This is a genomic window from Armatimonadota bacterium (assembly GCA_016125185.1).
Taxonomy (GTDB): domain Bacteria; phylum Armatimonadota; class Fimbriimonadia; order Fimbriimonadales; family Fimbriimonadaceae; genus Fimbriimonas.
The window spans coordinates 364,317-382,833 of record WGMG01000006.1 but is presented as its reverse complement, the minus strand read 5'-3'; the positions used below and the strand labels follow the sequence as shown (position 1 = coordinate 382,833).

Below are 18,517 nucleotides of genomic sequence, written 5' to 3'. Positions count from 1 at the left end.
CTTAGCCAAAAGCAAAAGCCCCTCGGAAATTCCGAGAGGCTTCTTCGCTGAGCTCTGAATTCTGAGCCCCGATCTCCGTTACTTAACTTCGACCTTACCGCCGGCTTCTTCGATCTGCTTCTTGATCGCTTCGGCTTCGTCCTTGCCAACGCCCTGCTTGACCGGCTGCGGGGCGCCGTCGACGAGGTCCTTGGCTTCCTTGAGGCCGAGGCCCGTCAGTTCGCGGACGACCTTGATGACGTTCAGCTTGGCATCGCCGGCAGCAGCCAGGATGACGTCAAAGCTGGTCTTCTCTTCGACTTCGGCGGCAGGGCCAGCGGCCGGAGCGGCCATCATCATGCCCATAGCCGGAGCAGCGGCGGTAACGCCGAACTTGTCCTCGAGGGCGGTCTTGAGCTCACTGAGCTCGATTGCGGTCAGACCGCTAATACTTTCAACGATTGTTTCGATGGTGGTAGCCATTTCTCTTTCTTTTGTTTCTTAAAATTGTCGGGGAATCCTTACGAGATTCGGTTGACTGCTTAAGCGGCTTCTCCATTGGCCTTGTCGGCGACAGCGTAGATCGTGCGAATTGGTTGCGCATAGATCGCTTCGACTGTCGATGCGAGTTGACTGAGCGGAGCAGCAATAGTGCCGATGACCTGCGCGATAAGAACATCTCGCGGGGGCAGCTTAGAAAGCGCCTCGACCTGGTTTGCCGTCATTGTTTTGCCGCCAAAGTAGCCGCCTTTTACGACGAGCTTCTTACTGGACTTAGCAAAATCAAGCAGTGTCTTGGCGCAACCCGCTTCGTCTTCAAAAACGTACGCGTATGCGGTTGTGCCGTTGTGGAACTCATCCGGGAAAGCATTGACATCTTCGCCTGCCGCGATTCTAAACAGCGTGTTTTTGATGACATGGATTTCGCCACCCGTCTTGCGGAGGTTGCTGCGAAGTCCCTGCATCTCTTTCACGGATAGACCGCGGTAGTCTGCAAAGATAATGCCTGCCGACTTGGAGTACCACTCCTTCGCCTGCTCGATCACTTGTGCCTTTTCTGCTGTGGGCATAATATCTGCACTTGATCTCACGAGGACGGAAGGGAAACGTGCAGAAGAGGATGGCGAGTGCCATCGAATCGGGTTCGAAGAACCGTCATTTCACCCCTCGGCTGGCGTTCCGGCTTGCCGGAACTTTAAGTTTCCACCTGCTGTCTTCAGAGAACTCGCAAAGTATACCCAGAATATTTGGGCGAGTTGATGGCCCTAACCCAAAACGCTGAACGGCGTCATGTCGCGCACGATCTCGTTGTTCTCACCCAGCAACACGATCTTTGGGACGATCGGTTCGTCGGTCAAATCAAAAGCCGCGATGATCACTCGCTCGCCAGTCGTAAAAAAGTGCGCTGCGCCGCCGTTGATGCCGATGGTCCCGCGCGGACCGGCAAAGGCGTAAGTCTGGATTCGAGAAGTGCCGTCCACTTCCCAAATGTGAACCAATTCGCCGTCCTGAAGCCCAACCGCTTCCATGAGATCGCGCCCGATTTCGATCGAGCCGACGTAGTCCGGGTTACAGTAGGTAATCCGAGCGTGATGAAGTTTTGCCTTAAGCAGTTGCGAGAGGCGCATTTCCGTCCTTACCAGTCATTTTGGCAGTTTCTTCCACAAATTCACCCTCAGGAGCCTTTACGACCATTCTTCGATAGAACGCCGAAAGCAAGCCGCCAATGGTGAAGATGCCCGTTCCGATCCAAACCAGGCATGTGAGCGGCTTGTAGAAAATCTGGATGGGATAGAGCGGCGGAGCCCAGAAAAGCTGGATATTGACCGACTTGTCGTTGGCGTTCATCGCCGTCATCGCGATGCGAAAGTCGGGGCTGAGGACAGGCAAGTCCGGCTGAAGACCGTTCTCCGTCATTTTGAGGGACGGGCTAGCTTCATAGGTGCGAATCGCCGAGTGCGAGTTGGCCGCGTAAGACACCTTGACGTTGGCAAGGAACTGAACCCCCATCGCTCCCAACTGCCCCTTGTGCGTCAGGTTGGTGTACTCAATCGTCATGTCCTTGCCGACCACCTTCTTTTCGCCCGGCTTGAGCGTGATGGGCGTATCGAAGAATTCGACCTCCGGCTTCTGCATGAAGAAGTACATGTCGTGGCTCCAACTTCGCTCGATGTACGGCCACGTTTGGGCTTCGTCCTGGTCGCCCGATTGATAGTAATACAGGTTCGGGTCGATCTCGTGTTGCTTCCCTTCTGGGTCGATCACGTCGAACTTCACCACGTTGGATCGGTCGTAATACTTGTCTGGGTTGTAGTCCTTAAAGGCGATCTTGTAGCCCAACGCCGTCGACGGTTCGCCCTCGCGAACCACGGTCTTGTCGGTGCGCTCCAGCCCCTTGGAAATAATCAGCCCGCTGAGCATGACGGCAATACCGAAGTGGGCGATAAATGGTCCAATGCCGAGCTTGGATTTTCGGGCTAGCTCGACGGCGCGCCACATGTTGGTGATCGCCACGAAGGTGCAGAAGAAGAGCAGAACGGCGATAGTGAACTGAAGTGGAATCGTGCTTCCCTTCCAGAATCCATCGGCGGTCGCACCTGGCTCGATGCGGATTCCCCAGTCAGGTGAAAGCTTGGGCAGGAGTAGGAACACGCCAACTAGGCCGAGCGAAATGCTACCCAATGTCCAAAACCGACCCAGGATCGACTTCAGTTGTTCCTTCTTCCAGGACACGAACGGGGCGATGGCCATCGCTAGCATCACCGCGCCGAAGAACCAAAAGACCGACTTGTGATAGACACCGGCTTCGACCGCGGCACCTTGTCCGCCCCGAAGAGCAGTGATGACCGGCCACGACATGCCGATGGAGATGACAAACGCCATCAGGCAGAGGCTGAGGGTTCCGAGTTGGTAGAAGCTGGCACGGTTGTAGCCCGGCGTGTCTGCCGCCGGCTTGGCTTCATCCGACTTGCCGATCTTCGTGCCTTTCATCGCAAATAGAACCGCGAAGGCGATGACCAGACCCCAAAGGAAGTATTTCAGGATGGAGCGAGCGGTTCCGTCCATCGAGGCGAAAGAGTGGACCGAAACCTTGTCGAGCAGGCCGCTTCGCGTCAAAAACGTTCCGTAAACAAAGCTCACGAACGGAAGGCCGGAAAGGAAGAGGTTGGCCGACTTCCAAATTCCCTTCGCGCTTTGCACAATGATGCCGTGCGACAAAGCAACCATGAACAGCCACGGCACGAGCGAGACGTTCTCGACCGGGTCCCACGCCCAGAAGCCGCCCCAACCCTGGGTTTCATACGCCCACAATCCACCGAGCGAGATGCCCAAACCGAGCACGCTCAGACCAAAGAGCACTGGTGCGCGGCATTGCTTGATCCAGTCGGTTGCGTTGCCCGACAGCATCGCGGCGACACCGTAAGCGAACGGCACCGTCAGGCTTCCGAAGCCGAGGAAGATGATCGGCGGGTGGATGACGACCCAGTAGTTCTGGAGTCCAGGAACCATGCCCGAGCCTTCCGGCGGGATCATCGTTTTGCCATTCGCGATGAGGTCGGGAAAGATGTTGAAGGGGCTGTCGTAGGCCAGAATTCCGGCCAGCGAACCCAGAAACACCATGTAAGCGACGGTGTACCAACGCTCGTAGGACTTGGTTTTCGCAACCGTCAACAGTCCGAAAAGACTCCCGTACACTGCCCAAAGCAGGAACGAGCCCTGCTGGGCCGTCCACACGCTCGCGATCTTATAGGAAATCGGATTGTCCTTCGAGGAGTGATTGAAGACGTATTGGAACTGAAATTGGTCTTTGACGAAGAGGGTCGCTAGGGAAATGAAAACCGCGAAGAAGCCGATGCAGGCCAGGTAAAAGGCGTTGCGTCGGAGCTGAGCCGTCTTTGGATTATCCAAGAGCGACAGGACCAGCGCCAAGGTACAGGCGATGAGAACCATGTACACGCTGATCTTGCCGAATTGTCCGAGAAACATCGCCCACTGCGGGGCATCCGGCAGGTTAAGCGCAGGGTGCGAATCCATTTATTTCTTTTCTTCTTCGTATTTGCTCGGACACTTCACGAGCATTTGCTGGGAGATGAACTCGTTCCCTTCCAACTTGCCGATGCAGGTCACGCGGGTAGCTTTCGAAAGGTCCACGAAGTCGCCCACGTGCTTGATATGAATCTTCTCGCCGTTGCGATCGTGGCCATCGAACTCCATCGTATGGTCCTTAAAATCCCGTTGGATGGTCGACTTATCGATTTCGACGCCGAGGTTCAAGCGGTCGCCGCTCAATTTGCGGGCTTCAGCCACCGTGATATAAGGCGTCGCATTCTTTTGGAAGAACGCCATCGCCATGCCGATCGCTAAAAACGACACAACTATGGGAACGACAGCGGAGGCTTTCATCGTTGGATTTAAGGTACCCGAAACGCCGAGCGCCAATTGTTTATACGGTTTTCGCTATGCTAAGTTTCCCGTACGGCACGAAATTCGCCATACTAGAGAACAGAAAATGAATTCGAAGGTCCTAAGCTTTTGCTGTCTAGCGCTGGTCAGCGTTGTCCCAAGCCTTGCGCAAGCTCCGCAGGAAACCGGTGAGGTCGATATGCAGACCAACATCGGTGCCTTTAAGATTACGAGTGCCGGCGACGACAAGTCGTCTGGCAAGATCAAGATGACTTTTAAGGGCTCCTGCTTGGTTGTCGGCTACGAGGGCGCTGCGCCCGTCGCCGCTTCTACCGGCCTTCGCGTCGAATATGACAATAAGAAGCGCGACCGCGTAGTGTTCCACGGCCAGGGCACGGTGACACTGGACGGTAAGTTCCGCGCGATTCAATGGTTCGGCCAGGACCTCAAGATGAATTGGGTCGGCCGCGGCATCTGCCGACTCTACGGCGAGTTCGACAAGAACCAGAACACTGGCACCTTTACGATCAAAGGCAAGCAGCAGATGTACTGGGGCACGGGCGGAATGCAGTTCTCGATCCCAGCCCGAAACGACAATTTCGTCCCGCCGAAGGTCCACATCAACGGCGGCGGCTAGTTCCGTTGCTTCAAAACACGTTCATTCATGTCCCTGGGATAGGCGCGCAGATGGAGCGCGCCCTATGGGATCGTGGATGCCTGACGTGGACCGATGCCCTTAATGGCCTCAACGACCTTCCGTTTGGCGCAGCCTCGCGCGATATCGTGCGCATGGTCCTCAATAAATCGTTCGAGGCGCTCGAGAACCGCGAACATCAATTCTTTGCTAAGGGCCTCGGCCTGAGTCAAGCTTGGCGGGCCTGGCCCGACTTTCGCGATACTTGCGTGTACCTCGACATTGAAACCGACGGCGGACGATCGGGCGATGCCATCACAACCATCGGCATCTATGATGGGGTTCAGTTTGAATGCTACGTGAAGGGACACGACCTCGAAAGCTTCCGTGACCGGATTTCGGATTTCGGAATGATGGTGACGTTCTTCGGCGCTGGCTTCGACGTGCCGATGATCTTGAAGCGGTATCCCCGCATACCTCTAGATCAAATTCACCTCGATCTCTGCCCCACTCTACGCGAGATTGGCTTCCGGGGCGGACTCAAGAAGATCGAAAAGGAACTGGGAATCGCCCGTGGTGACGACACCGACGGCCTCAATGGGCGGGATGCGATCACACTGTGGCGGCGATACGAGCGAGGAGGCGACGAAGGCGCTCTGAAGACCCTCATCGCCTACAACCGCGAGGATGTCGTCAATCTGGAAACACTTTCGCAAATCGCCTACGACCGAATGAAGGCCGCGGTCTTCGGCGCACCGAAAGCTTAGCTGATCAACAGCCGAGAGGCAGCGGCGAAGCCAGCGTGTTCGGTGCGGAGCACTCTTGGTCCCAACGTACAGGCGTAGGGCGATAGCTTCTCGACCTCACGCGGGGCCCATCCACCTTCGGGCCCAACCACCAACGAAATCGTCGATCCGGCCGCCAGAAGGGGCGTCGAGACGCTCTCCAGTTCACTCAACGCCACGATGTCGGTTCGCTTCGCCAACGCCTCATCGAGGTTCTGAACGTATTCGACGGTCGGGATTCGCATCCGAAACGACGTTTCCGCCGCTTCGCGCGCCACCGCCTGAACTCGCCGCATTTTGTCGTCGAGTTTCTTGGCTTCCCAGCGAACCACCGATCGATCGGCTGGAAAGAGCACGAAGGCGGCTATGCCGATCTCCGTGCAGGAGCGAATAATATCGTCGACCTTGTCGCCTTTGGGCAATCCTTGAAGAATCGTGATTCTCAGTTCCGGTTCGGTTGGAGGCTCGTGCTTTTCGATGGGAACCGCCGTGCGGCCGTCGAGCTTGCACAACCAGAACGACCCGTCGTTCGGCATGACGCCGATCTCCGCGCCGCTCCGTAAGCGTAGGACGTTGTGGAGCTTCTCAAATTCTGGTCGAGGAATCTCGAAGGGCGAACCCATCTCCATTCCGGGAATGAAGAGTCTCGGAAGAGCTCGGATCGACTTCATTTGCTAAAGACGCCAGCCGTCCAGCCGTCTTCTTGGTGGAAAGTCTCAAGCGTAAAGCCACAGGTCTTGGCGGCTTTCTGCACATCGGCCCAATTCTGGTCGATGATGCCGCTCACGATCCACTTGCCACCCGGCTTCAAAGCATAGTGTGCGTCGGGGGCCAGATTGATCAAAGTCGCGCTGATGATGTTCGAGACGACGATGTCCCAGCCGGATTCAAGCTCCAGTTCGGTCACGTCCCCAACGGCTGCCTCTGCTTCAACACCATTCAGTGTGAAATTCTCGCGCGCAACTTCTACCGCTAGCGGCTCGATGTCGATAGCGAGTACCTTCGCCGCACCGATGAACTTCGCGCCAATCGACAGGATGCCGCTCCCGCACCCCAGGTCGAGGACCGAGTGGTTCGGGCCGACCAGTTCTTCGAGGAATGTCAGACACATGCGGGTCGTCGGATGATCGCCGGTGCCAAATGCCTGCCCCGGATCAAGGACGATGATGTGATCGCCCGGCAGGCTTTCAAAGTCTTCCCAAGTCGGTTTGACGACGAAGTGTTCCCCGATGCGGCGGGGCTTGAAGTGCTTTCGCCACTCGTTCTCCCAGTCGATCTCGACCAGTGGCTCGGTAATGATTTCGTCGATTTCAAATGGGGAGAGGGCTTCGCGGAGGCCGTCGATTCGCTCCTGCACGCCGTCCACATCAGCATAGCAACCGGTTAGCGCCGTCTTCTCTTCAAGCGTATTTTCAATGCCATACTCGCGGAAAACGTCGATGATTGGCGACCAGTCGTCGGGTGCCTCGTGCTTGATGGCTTTGACAAGGACCCAGCTCATTTCTTCTTCCCGAAAATCCCGTCGAGGAAGCCGCCCTTTTCCTTAGGGACGCGCTCGCCGCGGACCTCGGCAAACTCGCGAATCAGCTTCGCTTCGGCTTCAGAAATCTTGGTCGGAATTTGGACGGAAAGCTCGACCACGAGGTCGCCTCGCTTACCGCCGTGGATGGGCGGAAGGCCCTGACCTTTGAGTACCACTTGCTGGCCCGGTTGCGAACCGGCCGGAATCTCCAGTTCAAGTTCGCCTTCGACGCCATCGATCGAAACCTCGTCGCCAAGAACCGCCTGAGCGATTGAAATATCGTAGCCGGTCAGCAGGTGCTGCCCCCGCCGAACAAACGGACCGTCTTCCGCAACGTGGATCACGACGTACAGGTCTCCAGGACGTCCGCCCCGGATGCCATCGCTCCCGTGACCGGGCATATGGATGGTTGAACCGGTTTCGACGCCCGCCGGAATATTGATGTTGACCGTCTCCTTGGTCAGGCGCACACCCTTTCCGTGGCACTTCTTGCACGGGTTGGTGATCATAAAACCAGTTCCCGAACAGGTTGGGCACATCGTCTGAGTTCGAACCTGGCCGAGGAACGTGTTCTTGACTGCGGTTACGACGCCGGTTCCCTGACAGCTTGTACACGTCGGGGGCTGACCGCCGCCTTCCACGCCGCTTCCAGAGCACGAGTCGCACTGCGAGTTACGATGAACTTCGACTTCTTTTGCAACTCCCGTGAGGACCTCTTTCAGCGTGATCGGAACGTCTGCCCGCAGGTCATCGCCGTCTACGGCCGAGGTGCGGCGACGTCCGCCGCCTTGGCCGGCGGCGCCAAAGAACATCTCAAAGAGATCGCCAAACCCGCCAACGTTACCGCCGCCGAAGAATGGATCTTGGGGAATGCCGTCGGTAGTCCCGAACTGGTCGTAGCGCGCCTTCTTCTCCGAATCGGACAGAATTTCGTAAGCGTTCGATGCTTCCTTGAACTTCTCTTCCGCCGACGGATCGTCGGGATTGACGTCGGGATGGTATCGCCGCGCCAAACGGCGATAGGCCGACTTGATCTCGTCGGCGCTCGCATTGCGGCTAACCCCCAAAACCTCGTAAGGGTCACGCTGAGCCATCTGGGAAGTTACTCCTCGTCAGAAACCGTGTCGTCGCTCAGCGCTTCTTCTTCTTCGGCAATGTCGCTCAAGGACAAAGTGTCCTCGTCGCTGTCGACGGGCGTGGTCTCTTCTTCGTCCTCGCCCTCGGCAAGGTCGGAAAGGCTCAGTTCGCCGTCGTCGTCCGAACTTTCGGTGTCAGATTCTGTCTCCGCCTCGTGGTCGTCGACGCCTTCGGTATCGATGAGCACCGACTCGTTTTCGTCAAGGGCCGGAAGAAGCATTCCGAACTCGCCGCCCAGAATGTCGTCGCCAAGGCTAGAAACGTCAAGGGTATCCCCAATCAGGTCGGCGCCAGTCGCGAACATGCGCGGCTCAATCTTGCCGGCCGCGATCTCGGCCAAAGCGATCGTCAGCGGATGTCGAGACTCGATTTGAACTAACGGCAACGCACCCTCTCGAAGTTGCTTGGCTCTCTTGGCGGCCAGATTGGAGAGCACAAACTTTCCGAGGGAATAGTCGTTTAGGATGTCAGGATTGGGAAGCATAGGACAAGAGGCGCGAATTTGAATAATACCAAATTTGCACTACGGAAAACAAGGTCCTTCTGTTTCAATTTTGAGCTTGAAGGGTACCCTTAGGAGTAGAAATCGACATGCACGACGTAGTGATTGTTTCCGCCGCCCGAACTCCGATCGCGAGCTTTCAGGGTTCTCTCGCCGACTTCCCTGCTCCGCGCCTCGGCGCTCTCGCCATCAAGGCCGCTCTCGAGAGAGCCGGAATCGCTCCAGACGACGTGGACGAAGTCATCATGGGTTGTGTCTTAACCGGTGGAATGGGTCAAGCTCCGGCCCGCCAAGCGTCAATCTACGCTGGATTGCCTACCCATGTCCCGTGCCTGACTATCAACAAGGTCTGCGGATCGGGCATGAAGGCCGTCATGTTAGCCTCCCAATCCATCGCGCTTGGCGACTCGAACGTGGTGGTGGCGGGCGGAATGGAGTCGATGACCAATGCGCCGTACGTGCTGGACAAAGCCCGCGCCGGATATCGAATGGGCAACGGCACCATCATCGATTCGATGATCCATGATGGCCTTTGGGACCCCTACAATAACTGCCACATGGGCACCTGCGGAGATTCGACCGCCAACGAACTCGGATACTCTCGAGAACAGCTCGACGCTTTCTCAGCAGAATCCTTTGCTCGCGCCAAGGCTGCGCAAGCCGAGGGAAGGTTCAACGACGAGCTTGTTTCGGTTGAAATCCCTCAGCGAAAGGGGGATCCCATCGTGTTCTCCCAGGACGAACAACCGTCGCGCGGCGGCGACCTCGCCAAACTCGCTTCCCTACGCCCAGCCTTCAGCAAGGAGGGACCGACAACCGCCGGTAACGCCAGTTCGATTAACGACGGCGGCGGCGCACTCGTACTCATGTCGTCCGAAGAGGCGACCAAGCGAGGCATCAAACCGCTGGCAAAAGTAAGGGGTTACGCCACCCACGCCCAAGAGCCGGTGAAGTTCACTACGGCCCCAGCGGTGGCGATCCAAAAGGTGCTCGACAAAGCCGGATTAACCGTAGGCGACATCGACCTTTTCGAGATCAACGAGGCGTTCGCGGTGGTCGCCCTTGGATGTGGCGATAAGCTTGGAATTCCCCATGAAAAACTGAATGTCAACGGCGGTGCCGTGGCTCTCGGCCACCCCATTGGAATGACCGGGGCACGCCTTGTGATGACGGCCATGTTTGAACTGCGTCGCCGAGGCGGCAAGTATGCAATCGCGACCCCCTGTATCGGGGGCGGCGAAGCAACCGCCGTTCTCATTGAAGCAATCCCGTAAGAGATTCCCCTCAAAATTTCGATAAAACGTGATGACGCCCTATTGGGATTCCGATAAAGTACTTGGACTCCCTTATTGGGGCGCGAAATGGTTTCAAGGACGAAGGACTTTCGAGCGTTTGGCAGAAGGATTTGGGCACGATTCCTGCGCTCGAATATGACGGTATTCCTATTGCCGCTCGGCATAGGAGCATTTTTTACGGCTATTGTTATTAGCTGGGCCATCGGCAACGTCCTTTTTCTTCGCGACGAGACTCGAAAAGAGATTCATCTCAATCTTCGTCTCGCCGAAGCTCAGCTAAATGCTCAGTTCGATGCCGACTTCGAGCGCACAACCCATTTTGTCAATAATCCGAACACCAGCGGCGGCCACGCCTGGTTCTTCGACCACAAGCGAAACGGACTCGTATCCACCGACCCTTCCGATCATCGCGTCATCCCGGTCATGACGGATCGACCGGAAAAGCCGCTCGAGGCGTACGGTTTCGATGAATTCCTGGCGAGCCATTGGAAGCAGTTGACCGATCTCAACCTCCACGGCATCAATCCAAAGGCGATTGAGGAGTACGGCTCGATGTCGCTCTTCAACGATGGTCGCAGTCTCGGCAAGACCTTGCCAATCATTTCATCCGATGGCAAAATTATTGGACTCGCTTGGTCAACCATTCCGACCACGTTGGTCCGCTCGCGATTGCCCGTAGGCACCTATCTTGTCGAAGCAAACTCGTCTTCGTACATAGCCCAGAGTGCAACGGACGCCCTGGATGACGCGACCCGCGACAAGCTGATGCACGGTGAGGTTGTCCCGAACGATTTTTACTCTTCGGCTCGAAGGTTGGCACAGTCGCACATGTTCTCAGACTGGCGACTTTGGAGCGACTACCCACTCTCAACGATTTGGAACTTGCCCCAAGCTCGCCAAGCCTTCGATTTTCCGCTTGTGCTCATTGCCGGTATCTGGACGATCATCTTCTTTTTGATTCGTTCTGGACGACGCGGACGAGATCGACAGCGACGTTTGATCGGCAGTCTGGTCCAACGCATCGTTTGGATCACCGACGAAAATGGCACCGTAGACTACGTTCTCGGCCGAATCACTAGCCAACTGGGCTGGAAGGAAGTCGACTACCTCAACGTCGACATCGGGCTTTTCATCCATCATGACGATCGGCTGGCCCTCAAGGAAGCCATCGAAGCTGCCCGCGAAACCTCGATGCAGGAAGCGACGATCGAAATCCGTTTTGAGAACAAGGATCGCGAATTCCGCTGGTACGAAGTGACGGTTTCCAACATGACCGACGTACCGGAAATCAACGGTATTGTGGTCACTGCGCACGATATCGAACTCCGAAAGCACGCAACGGACCATATTTTGGCTTCGAAGAAGGCAGCCGAGAAAGCCAACGAGGCAAAGAGCGAATTCCTTTCGCGAATGAGCCACGAGCTTCGAACGCCGCTCAACGCGATCCTCGGCTTCGGTCAGCTCCTCGAAATGGAAGTCATTTCGGACCGCCAGGCAGAAAACGTTGGCCAAATCCTCATTGCGGGTAGGCACTTGCTCAACTTGGTCAACGACATTCTCGACATCGCACGAATCGAAACCCGAAAGGTAAACCTCTCGGTCGAGAAGGTGAACCTGCGCGAAGTGATCGAAGAATCCTTCGCCCTCTTGGGTCCTATCGCGACCAAGAACAGCATCACCTTAGAGATCGAAGACCTGAATTGCCCGGACGTTTGGTCAGATCGTCAACGCTTGAAGCAAGTTGCACTCAACCTGCTCTCAAACGGCATCAAGTACAACCAGGCTGGCGGCCGCGTGACAGTGCGAGCGCATCACCATGCCGAGGGACTCATCCTCGAAGTCAGCGACAATGGCATCGGCATCGAATCGCAATATCTCGACCGCCTCTTTACGCCGTTTGACCGCCTGGGTTCGGATAACTCGCAGGTAGAAGGAAGCGGGCTCGGATTGGCCCTGTCGAAGACCCTCGTCGAGGCGATGGGTGCCAGCATGGAAGTCCAATCCACCTACGGCAAAGGTTCAACCTTCGCCATCCACTTCCGCAAGTCGTCGATCGTCAAGTCCGAATCCGAGGCGAAGGACTCTAACGAAGCGAGCGAGGTCGGATTCATCGATCCAAACGCCTTCAAAATTCTGCTTGTCGAAGATAACGTCGTCAACCTTCGCTATGTCTCCAAGGTTGTCGAGAAAATGAGCGGAGTCGCGCTCCTGAGCGCCAAAGAAGGCGGCATTGGCATCGAAATGGCCCGTGCCCACCAACCAGACTTGATTCTGCTCGATCTGGACCTTCCCGACATCAACGGTCGAGACGTCCTAAGCAGCCTCCGCAGCGACGAAGCTGTCGGTGGAACCCGTATCGTCATCATGAGCGCAGAGACCAATCCGCACGTCGTCGAGGAGCTTTTGAACCTCGGAGCCGACGAATTTGTGACAAAGCCTGTTGATGTTAACAGTCTGGTCAGCCTCTTTTCCGAGGAAAGAAAAGCAGCATGATCCTGCGGGATTCGGATCTTCTTGAAGCCGGTATCTGCATCATCGACGATGAGCCGGCGAACGTTCTGCTGCTGCAGCGTATTCTCGAATACTCGGGTTACTCAAACGTCGTCAGCTTCACCGATCCTCGAGCGGGCTGGGATTACATCACCAGCAACGAAATCGACCTGTTGGCTCTAGATCTCCAAATGCCCAAGATTTCTGGCCTGGAGATTCTTGAGCGGCTGAAGCCACAAAACGAAGAAACGATTTTCACCCCGATCATGGTGCTGACCGCCGATGCGACCATCACCACCAGGCGACAATCCATCAACCTCGGAGCCCACGACTTCCTGACCAAGCCTTTCGAAGCCATCGAAGTAGCGATGAGGGTCAAAAACCTGCTCCGCATGAGGCTTGCTCTCAAAAAGCTTGCGGTCGAAGGAAACATGCCGGAAACCGAGTTGAAGAGTCGGCTTCGACTTCGCGAGCGCGAAGAACTTGAGATTGTCGGCAAGCTTGCTAGCCCCTCAGAATGTCCTCAAGAAGACGCCAAGACCCATCGTGAGCGCATCGGGACTCTCTCGGCGGCTCTCGCCGCCGAACTGGGAATGGACGAAGCATTCGTCCGCGACATCCAACTCGCTGCGCAGCTTTACGATGTCGGCAAGATCGGAATCTCTAACGAAATACTCCTCAAGCCGGGCAAGCTAACTCCCGAGGAATTCGAGATGATGAAACGACATACCGAGATCGGCGCGTCGATTCTTTCGGGCAGCAATTCTTCCGTGATGGCAATGGCCGAGCAGATTGCGTTTTCCCACCATGAGCGATGGGACGGCCGTGGCTACCCGTGTGGGCTGAAAGGTAACGACATCCCGATATCTGGGCGTATCGTTGCCGTGATCGACGTCTTCGACGCTCTAACCCACGAACGGAGCTACAAGCAGGCGTGGACGACCGAAGCCGCGCTAGAAGCCATCCGCGAAAACTCGGGAGCTCAGTTCGATCCCAACGTCGTCGAAGCATTCATGCGGTGCCTGGAGCGACCCGAAAACCAGGTTGCCTAGTCACCGCTGGACACGGAACTCGCCCCCGACGTCTGCTTGGCCATCGCATCAAACTTTCCGAGCTTAGCATTCGAAGCGCCAGAAAGCTCAAGTTGGGCGCTTTTGCCGCTGAGACCACCAGTCAAAGACGACGCACCCGACAAATCGGCGTTAAGGGCTTCGGCACGGCCACCCAGTTCCATTTGCGACGCTCCGCTCAGGGTCAGCGTGACTTTCCCGAATGAACGCCCCGAAATATCGGCTTTACTCGAACCCGAAAGATCGGCCGTCAGGTTGCGAACAGTTCCATCCACCGAAACTTCTGATGCGCCAGAGTCGCCCAGATCGAAGTCGTGGGCTGATGCCAGATGAACTTTGACCTTTGTAGCCCCCGATGCCTCAAAACCCTTAAGGGTCGGCGTCGAGAGCTTCAGCTTCATCGGCTGCTTAGTCGAAACAGAGCCATCGATTTCAACGTAAAGAACTTTGTCTCTCACTTCGGTTTTGATGTGGCTCAAAAGATTGCTATCAGCCGAGATCGTCAGCGGCGTTTGCTTCCCTTCTGTCGCCTCGACCTGGAACGCAGATCCGACCGCGACCTTTTCGAACGCGGCTACCGTTCGACTTTCTTCCTTGACTGTCCCATTTCCCACTGTCGTGTTTTTTTGGTCTAGGCCCTCTAGCCCATGGAGGTTGATACCAACTTTAAGATCACCGCAACCTACCAGCGCCAACGGGGCAAGAAGCCAAATATATCCCTTCATAGCTGGTCGTACGTCATACACCTGTGGAATAGTTTCATGCTAGGCACGACTTCCCGCAATCGAAATATCTGGTAAAAACATGAGGCAGCCTACGGAAGCTATGATGGAAGACCTCATTCAGTGGCATTCTTTGATGCCCGGGCTTGACGCAATGAGGGTTCTTTACGTATCAGCGGAGGTCGCGCCGTTCGCCAAGGTTGGCGGGTTGGCCGATGTAGCGGCAGGGTTGCCGAAGGCTATTCGAGCCTTGGGCGCCGATTGCCGAGTTATTCTTCCCTACTATCAGCTTATTGCGGAAAATCCTCGCTGGAAGACCCAGGTCGTCGTCAAAGATTTCCAAGTCACCATGAATCCGCTGTGGACGAAGAAAGCTTCGCTCCACCAACTCGAATTCGAGGGAATGATCTACTACTTCATCGAGACCGATGAGTGGTTTACCGAGTCGAAGTCGAGCGCCAGCCTCTATCAGCCCGGCGGCGAAGTCCACGCCTTCTTCGTGGCCGCCGTTCTTCGGGCGATGGAACTCATCAAATGGATTCCCAACGTCGTCCACGCAAACGACTGGCACACGGGCTTCCTGCCCGTCATGCTGAAGGAAAAGGTGGGCCCGATCTGGGACCGCACCGGCAGCGTCTTCACGATTCACAACATGGCCTACCAGGGCGAGTTCGGCGTCGAGTCGCTCGACTGGCTCGACCTATCGCACGACCTCTATAATTTTGAGCAAGTCGAGGCATGGGGTCAGGTCAACTTCCTCAAGGCCGGCATGGCGTTTTCGGACATCGTCAACACCGTCAGCCCAAACTACGCCCAGGAAATTCAAACCGAAGAGTACGGTTGCGGGCTCGAAGGCCTCAGCCGCTACTTGGCTGAAAACGACCGCCTATTCGGCGTCCTGAACGGCCTGGATTATGATGTTTGGAACCCCAAGACGGATTCGCGAATCTTCGCCAACTACTCAGCGGAATCGCTAGACTGCAAACAGGCGTGCCGCGAAGAACTGATGCGCGAACTTGGGTTGGAACCCATCGAAGGAGCGCCGCTGATCGGCATGATCAGTCGCATCTCCAGCCAGAAGGGCTTCGACCTGTTGCTAAGCGCCGCTCACGACCTCTTCGAGATGCCGATCCAACTCGTTGTACAAGGTCTTGGCGACCCCGCCATCATCGAAGGTTTCCGCTTTATTGAGAAGAGCTATCCCAACCAGTTCCGGTTCCTCAACGCGTTTGACGAGGTTCTCGCCCAGCACATCTATTCGGGTTGCGATGCGTTCCTCATGCCGTCGTCGTTTGAGCCATGCGGCCTTGGTCAGTTGATCGCGATGCGCTATGGCACTCTGCCGATCGTGCGCGCCACTGGCGGTCTCAAAGACACTGTGCAGGACCGAGTCAATGGCTTCGTGTTCAATCAGCGATCTCGCAAGGAGATGGTCGAGGCAGTTCAACGCGCCAAAGACCTCTACGGCACGGCTGGCTGGCGAAACATGACGCTGAAAGCCATGAAGCAGGACTTCGGTTGGCGAAACAGCGCCAAGCGCTACATCGAGCTTTACGAGAAGGCGGTTACTCGCCGCGCTGGCCGGGTAATGGCCTAAGCGCCGCCCGAGCGTTCCGCTTCAAACCTTCATAGCCTGTTCGACGCATGGCGGAGCCTTGCGTCAGGCCATCCCATTGGTCTTCGCCGATCTCGGCAAGGACCTCGGCTTTCGGTATAGGGCGGCGGTCGAGAAAACCAACGTTTGTCGTCGTCACAGCGCGAAGCGGCTGACTGCTCCGCGGCTGATTGAACGGACACACTTCCTGGCAGACGTCACACCCGAAAACCCATCCGTCGGTGTCGCGATCGAGTTCGCCCCGTTTCTCGATGGTTTGGTAGCTGATGCAGGAACGCGAATCAACCTGCCACCGCTCGCCCAGGCGGACGATAGCGCCCGTCGGGCAAGCATCGATACACTTCGTGCAGGTTCCACAACCACCGACTGACGGCTCGTCGGGTTGGAACGGTATCGAGGTCAGGAGCGCGCCGATGAAAAACCAACTTCCCCGCTTCGAGTCGATGAGCATGGTGTTCTTGCCAAACCAGCCGAGCCCCGCCTGAAGGGCGTACGCCCGCTCAAGGATCGGTGCGCTATCGACGCATATACGAAATGAAGCGTCCGGATAGCTCTTCGTCAGCTCCGTCTGAAGCCCCTTCAGCATCGCCCGAAGAACCTTGTGATAGTCCCGACCGAGGGCATAACGCGCGATCTTCACATCAGCGGGCGGGTCCTGATAGTAGTTGAGAGTCACGACGACCACCGACTGGGCCGAAGGCAGCAGAGTCTTTGGGTCGGCTTTCAAATCCTCGTGACGGGCCATGTAAGCCATCTCGCCCTCATATCCCGCTTCCAGCCATGCTCGGTAAGTAGCCATTGCTTCGGGAATCGGCTCGGCGGCAGTCACACCGACGGTCGTAAAGCCGAGATCGATCGCTTTCTGCTTGGCTAGTGTCGCATCGATCAGGGCCATCCGAGCTTCATGATACTCGTGGCCAAGTCGATCCATTGGCTTTCGGTCAGCTCGAACGCCCGAGCGGTTTCGGGAAAGTCATGCTCGGCAAGAACCGCTGCAACCGCCGATCGGTCCTGGCGAAAGGTCGCGCCAAGATTGTTGAGCAGAGTCTTGCGGGGCTGCATAAAACCCGCCTTGACGACCTTGGGGAAAGCCTCAGGAAATTCGTCGGCCCGAGGCACAAACTTCAGCACCACGCTATCCACCTTGGGCGGCGGCATGAAGCACCCCGAAGGAGCCTTCACCACTTGGCTGACGTGGAATTGGGCTTGGACGTTAACCGAAAGCGAACCCCGTTCGCGGTTGCTGGGTTGGGCGATGATCTTTTCCCCCACCTCTTTCTGCATCATCAGGACCAAACCCGAAAGCAGGTGTCGAACCTCGGAGAACTTCGCGATCAGCGGCCCCGTAATGTAGTACGGCATGTTGCTCACCAACACGCGGGGCTCGGGCAGCGCCATCAAGACGGGTTCCAGATCGACTTTAAGAGCGTCGCCGTGAATCACCTGACAGGTCGGTGCCGAGTCGGCCAAAAGCGGGAGCATCCGTTCGTCGAACTCGATCGCCGTCATCGCCTCGGCGTGGCGATCGAGAAATGAGGTGAGAATTCCGGGACCAGGGCCGATTTCTAAACAGCCTTGGAATGGTTCGGCAGCGGAAACGATGGCCTTAACGACGTTTGGGGCGCACAAGAAGTGCTGCCCCAAACTTTTGTCGGCCTTTAGTCCATGCTTGCGGAGAAAGCCGACAAGCTCTCCGCGGTCTGCTAGGTTCACCGGGAAGACAGGACGTGAACCGTAACGGCTTTTCGCCCGAATTGATTGCACTGGGCTTGGGTGGTGAAGCAGAGGTCAATACGGTTGCCCTTGATCGCGCCACCGGTGTCGGCGGCGTAGGCAAATCCATAACCTTCAACGTAGAGCAGAGTTCCCAACGGAATAACCTTGGGATCGACGGCCACAATGCCGAACGCAGGTTTCACGCCAAGCGTGGTTCTTCCTGCCCATCTTCCGTTGGATGAAGGACCGGGCTCATAGGCCGTTGCCTGCATCTTCAAGACCTTGACTTTCTTAAACGACGAAATTCCACGACTGGATTGGTATCCACCTTTTCCGATGTGGTAGACGGTGTTTTCGGCTTCGATTTTTTCGATTCGAACGAGGTCCTTGTTGACGACCTTTCCGTCTTTCTTGGTCACTTTGTAGACCTTGGTAATGGAACCGTCTTTGCCATCTTTGGCCTTGACGATACGACCGATTCCAACCGATCGGCTGAATTCGTAAACAACGTCGGCCTTGATCGCTGACGTTTCAGTAACCGTTTTGGTTACTTCATCCTTTCTGCCCCCGGCGTTCGCGACGATTGCGAACGTAAGAGCCAAAATTGTTGCACTCACCTTATGGGAGTAGTTGCGCATTCGGGGTC

At 56.4% G+C, this 18,517-nt stretch carries 19 protein-coding genes; 5 read left to right on the top strand and 14 right to left on the bottom strand.

Annotation, left to right across the window (positions count from 1 at the left end; all coding sequences use genetic code 11):
* Positions 1 to 78 precede the first annotated feature (78 nt).
* From GC165_09600 to GC165_09575, 6 genes are all read right to left on the bottom strand, one after another.
* Positions 79 to 462, bottom strand: coding sequence for a 50S ribosomal protein L7/L12 (locus GC165_09600; GenBank protein MBI1333121.1), 384 nt, complete (start codon positions 460 to 462; stop codon positions 79 to 81).
* A gap of 59 nt (positions 463 to 521) precedes the next feature.
* On the bottom strand, positions 522 to 1,049 hold the full coding sequence (locus tag GC165_09595; protein MBI1333120.1) for a 50S ribosomal protein L10: 528 nt from the start codon (positions 1,047 to 1,049) through the stop codon (positions 522 to 524).
* 195 nt (positions 1,050 to 1,244) lie between these two features.
* Positions 1,245 to 1,607, bottom strand: a complete 363-nt coding sequence (locus tag GC165_09590; GenBank protein ID MBI1333119.1) for an aspartate 1-decarboxylase — start codon at positions 1,605 to 1,607, stop codon at positions 1,245 to 1,247.
* The gene (locus GC165_09585; protein ID MBI1333118.1) at positions 1,585 to 4,014 is read right to left on the bottom strand and encodes a hypothetical protein; all 2,430 of its coding nucleotides are present in this window, start codon (positions 4,012 to 4,014) and stop codon (positions 1,585 to 1,587) included. Before GC165_09585 ends, GC165_09590 begins: the two co-directional genes overlap by 23 nt.
* A complete protein-coding gene (locus GC165_09580) occupies positions 4,015 to 4,383 on the bottom strand; it encodes a hypothetical protein (GenBank protein ID MBI1333117.1) in 369 nt (122 codons plus the stop codon).
* Positions 4,384 to 4,519: 136 nt separating this feature from the next.
* Positions 4,520 to 4,768: a hypothetical protein gene (locus tag GC165_09575; protein MBI1333116.1), complete on the bottom strand. Its 249-nt coding sequence runs from the start codon at positions 4,766 to 4,768 to the stop codon at positions 4,520 to 4,522.
* Positions 4,769 to 4,812: 44 nt separating this feature from the next.
* On the opposite strand from GC165_09575, the gene GC165_09570 reads away from it, so the two are divergent.
* Positions 4,813 to 5,784: an exonuclease gene (locus tag GC165_09570; protein MBI1333115.1), complete on the top strand. Its 972-nt coding sequence runs from the start codon at positions 4,813 to 4,815 to the stop codon at positions 5,782 to 5,784.
* Here GC165_09570 and GC165_09565 read toward each other — a convergent pair.
* Genes GC165_09565 through rpoZ form a run of 4 tightly spaced genes read right to left on the bottom strand, consistent with a single transcriptional unit; the run spans position 5,781 to position 8,945 of the window.
* Complete coding sequence (locus GC165_09565; protein MBI1333114.1) at positions 5,781 to 6,473, bottom strand: RsmE family RNA methyltransferase; 693 nt, start codon at positions 6,471 to 6,473, stop codon at positions 5,781 to 5,783. The genes GC165_09570 and GC165_09565 overlap by 4 nt on opposite strands.
* Positions 6,470 to 7,303 (bottom strand): 50S ribosomal protein L11 methyltransferase, encoded by an 834-nt coding sequence (gene prmA / locus GC165_09560; GenBank protein ID MBI1333113.1) that lies wholly within the window; start codon positions 7,301 to 7,303, stop codon positions 6,470 to 6,472. Before prmA ends, GC165_09565 begins: the two co-directional genes overlap by 4 nt.
* Positions 7,300 to 8,418 carry a molecular chaperone DnaJ gene (dnaJ, locus tag GC165_09555; protein MBI1333112.1) on the bottom strand — a complete coding sequence of 373 codons (1,119 nt, stop codon included), beginning with the start codon at positions 8,416 to 8,418 and terminating at the stop codon, positions 7,300 to 7,302. The genes prmA and dnaJ overlap by 4 nt, the downstream gene beginning before the upstream one ends.
* An 8-nt stretch (positions 8,419 to 8,426) precedes the next feature.
* Positions 8,427 to 8,945 (bottom strand): DNA-directed RNA polymerase subunit omega, encoded by a 519-nt coding sequence (gene rpoZ / locus GC165_09550; GenBank protein ID MBI1333111.1) that lies wholly within the window; start codon positions 8,943 to 8,945, stop codon positions 8,427 to 8,429.
* A gap of 107 nt (positions 8,946 to 9,052) precedes the next feature.
* Here rpoZ and GC165_09545 point away from each other — a divergent pair, with 107 nt between their 5' ends.
* The 3 genes from GC165_09545 to GC165_09535 all read left to right on the top strand — a co-directional run bounded on the left by GC165_09545 (position 9,053) and on the right by GC165_09535 (position 13,800).
* Entirely contained in the window at positions 9,053 to 10,237 is a 1,185-nt protein-coding gene (locus GC165_09545; protein ID MBI1333110.1) for an acetyl-CoA C-acyltransferase, read from the top strand.
* Between the two features lie 87 nt (positions 10,238 to 10,324).
* On the top strand, positions 10,325 to 12,751 hold the full coding sequence (locus tag GC165_09540) for a response regulator (protein ID MBI1333109.1): 2,427 nt from the start codon (positions 10,325 to 10,327) through the stop codon (positions 12,749 to 12,751).
* Positions 12,748 to 13,800, top strand: a complete 1,053-nt coding sequence (locus GC165_09535) for a response regulator (GenBank protein ID MBI1333108.1) — start codon at positions 12,748 to 12,750, stop codon at positions 13,798 to 13,800. Before GC165_09540 ends, GC165_09535 begins: the two co-directional genes overlap by 4 nt.
* Here GC165_09535 and GC165_09530 read toward each other — a convergent pair.
* The gene (locus GC165_09530) at positions 13,797 to 14,543 is read right to left on the bottom strand and encodes a hypothetical protein (protein ID MBI1333107.1); all 747 of its coding nucleotides are present in this window, start codon (positions 14,541 to 14,543) and stop codon (positions 13,797 to 13,799) included. The two genes, GC165_09535 and GC165_09530, sit on opposite strands and share 4 nt — an antisense overlap.
* 79 nt (positions 14,544 to 14,622) lie before the next feature.
* Between GC165_09530 and GC165_09525 the strand changes: the two genes are divergently transcribed.
* Entirely contained in the window at positions 14,623 to 16,137 is a 1,515-nt protein-coding gene (locus tag GC165_09525) for a glycosyltransferase (GenBank protein ID MBI1333106.1), read from the top strand.
* On the opposite strand, the gene queG is transcribed toward GC165_09525, so the two are convergent.
* The 3 genes from queG to GC165_09510 are packed head-to-tail and all read right to left on the bottom strand — an operon-like array spanning position 16,106 to position 18,509.
* A complete protein-coding gene (gene queG, locus GC165_09520; GenBank protein ID MBI1333105.1) occupies positions 16,106 to 17,086 on the bottom strand; it encodes a tRNA epoxyqueuosine(34) reductase QueG in 981 nt (326 codons plus the stop codon). The genes GC165_09525 and queG overlap by 32 nt on opposite strands.
* Positions 17,041 to 17,940 carry a ribosomal RNA small subunit methyltransferase A gene (gene rsmA / locus GC165_09515; GenBank protein ID MBI1333104.1) on the bottom strand — a complete coding sequence of 300 codons (900 nt, stop codon included), beginning with the start codon at positions 17,938 to 17,940 and terminating at the stop codon, positions 17,041 to 17,043. Before rsmA ends, queG begins: the two co-directional genes overlap by 46 nt.
* The gene (locus tag GC165_09510) at positions 17,865 to 18,509 is read right to left on the bottom strand and encodes a hypothetical protein (GenBank protein MBI1333103.1); all 645 of its coding nucleotides are present in this window, start codon (positions 18,507 to 18,509) and stop codon (positions 17,865 to 17,867) included. Before GC165_09510 ends, rsmA begins: the two co-directional genes overlap by 76 nt.
* Positions 18,510 to 18,517: the final 8 nt, after the last annotated feature.